The following is a 1,667-nucleotide window of genomic DNA, read 5'->3' on the forward strand; positions in this document are numbered from 1 at the left end:
ATCGCAGCCTGCGGCAGCTCCTACAGGGTACGCGGTCGGCGTAGGAGCTGCCGCAGGCTGCGATTTTTTGCGGGGTACACAAAGATGACGTCCCATTGACCGTCTATGCTGGGCTTACCCCCTCATTCCTGTGCAGCGATCTGCAAGGAGGCAATCAATGGTGCCCACGTCCACTTCCGAGAAAACGTTTTCCCGTGGTCTGCTCGATGTGCTGATTCGTGCCGGGCTGATTGTCGTTCTGGTGCTGTTCTGCTTCGAGATATTCCGCCCGTTCCGCGATCTGTTGCTCTGGTCGCTGATCCTGGCGATCACCCTCTACCCACTGCAAGGCCGGCTCAAGGGCATGCTGGGCTACAAGGACGGACTCATCGCGACGCTGATCGTGCTGATTGCCATCGTTATTCTCATGGTGCCGATCTACCTCTTGGGCACCTCGATTGCCGACTCGGTCGAGCGCGCTATGGTCCTGCTCAAGGACGGTGGCTTCCAGATTGCTCCGCCGGCCGATGCAGTCGCCGATTGGCCGCTGGTGGGCAAGCGCGTGCATGGCGTCTGGCTGCAGGCGGCCACCGACCTTCCGGGGCTGACCGAGAAGTACATACCGCAGATCAAAGGGATCAGCCTGACCCTGTTGAGCAAGCTCGCCGGGGTCGGCATGGGTTTCCTGATTTTCATTTGTTCCCTGATCATCGCCGGGATCTTCATGGCTTATGGCGAGGGTGGCAGCCGCAGTGCGGTGCAGATCGCTTCGCGTATCAGCGGTCCGGCCAAGGGACCGCAACTGGCCGCGCTGTGCACCGCGACCATTCGTGCGGTAGCGCTGGGGGTGGTCGGCATCGCCTTCATCCAAATGCTGCTGGTGGGCGTCGGCTTCGTCCTCAAGGGCATCCCCGGCGCCGGGCTGCTGGCCCTGGCGGTGTTGTTGCTGGGGATCATGCAGTTACCCGCGACGCTGATTACCATTCCGGTGATCGTCTACGTATTCGCCACCGAGGGGGTCAGCACGGCGGGCATCGTCTTTTCCATTTATGTCTTCGTTGCCGGCCTGGTGGATAACGTGCTCAAGCCACTGCTGTTGGGGCGCGGCGTCGATGTGCCGATGCCGGTGGTGCTGATCGGGGCCCTCGGGGGCATGGTCACCGGTGGCATCATCGGTCTGTTCATCGGCCCGGTGGTGCTTGCGGTCGGCTATCAGCTGTTCTGGCAGTGGGTGCAAGACCAGCCGCAAGGTGTGCCAGACGACCAGCCGAAGATCTGACGGGCCTATGTTCCTGGCATTTCACCGAGGCCGGTTACCCCTGATGGGGATACTCCTGATAGGGGGACTGGGCCTCAGTGGCTGTGTGCGCCTGGGACCGGATTTCCAGGCGCCAGGCGAGGCCTGGATCGAACACTGGAACAGCCCGGCACTCGAGCAGGCCAGCCAGCAGCGTCGACAGCCCGATATACGCGAGTGGTGGCAGGTCTTTGCCGATCCGGTCCTCGACCGTCTGATTGCCGAAACCGATGCCCATAACTCCAACCTGAAAATTGCTGGCCTACGGGTGATGGAAGCCCGTGCCCAGTTGGGCATCGCCCAAAGCGGTCGTTATCCGCAACTGCAGCAGGCCAGCGCCGACAGTCTGTATTTCGACCGCAATCAATCCGGTGGGCGTAACCCCGTGGAC

The 1,667-nt window shown here is 61.8% G+C and carries 1 protein-coding gene and 1 pseudogene; both read left to right on the top strand.

Annotation, left to right across the window (positions count from 1 at the left end):
- Positions 1-157 precede the first annotated feature (157 nt).
- The gene (locus tag F8N85_RS33980) at positions 158-1,258 is read left to right on the top strand and encodes an AI-2E family transporter (RefSeq protein ID WP_150805792.1); all 1,101 of its coding nucleotides are present in this window, start codon (positions 158-160) and stop codon (positions 1,256-1,258) included.
- Positions 1,259-1,301: 43 nt separating this feature from the next.
- Positions 1,302-1,667, top strand: a pseudogene (locus tag F8N85_RS33985) (TolC family protein); the annotation flags it as partial.

Origin of the sequence: Pseudomonas fluorescens (assembly GCF_902497875.1) — a bacterium.
Classification (GTDB): Bacteria; Pseudomonadota; Gammaproteobacteria; order Pseudomonadales; family Pseudomonadaceae; genus Aquipseudomonas; species Aquipseudomonas fluorescens_BR.

What these genes read in the sequence shown, in the direction of transcription:
- F8N85_RS33980 (WP_150805792.1), top strand. Translation starts at nt 158, where the DNA reads ATGGTGCCCACGTCCACTTCCGAGAAAACGTTTTCCCGTGGTCTGCTC.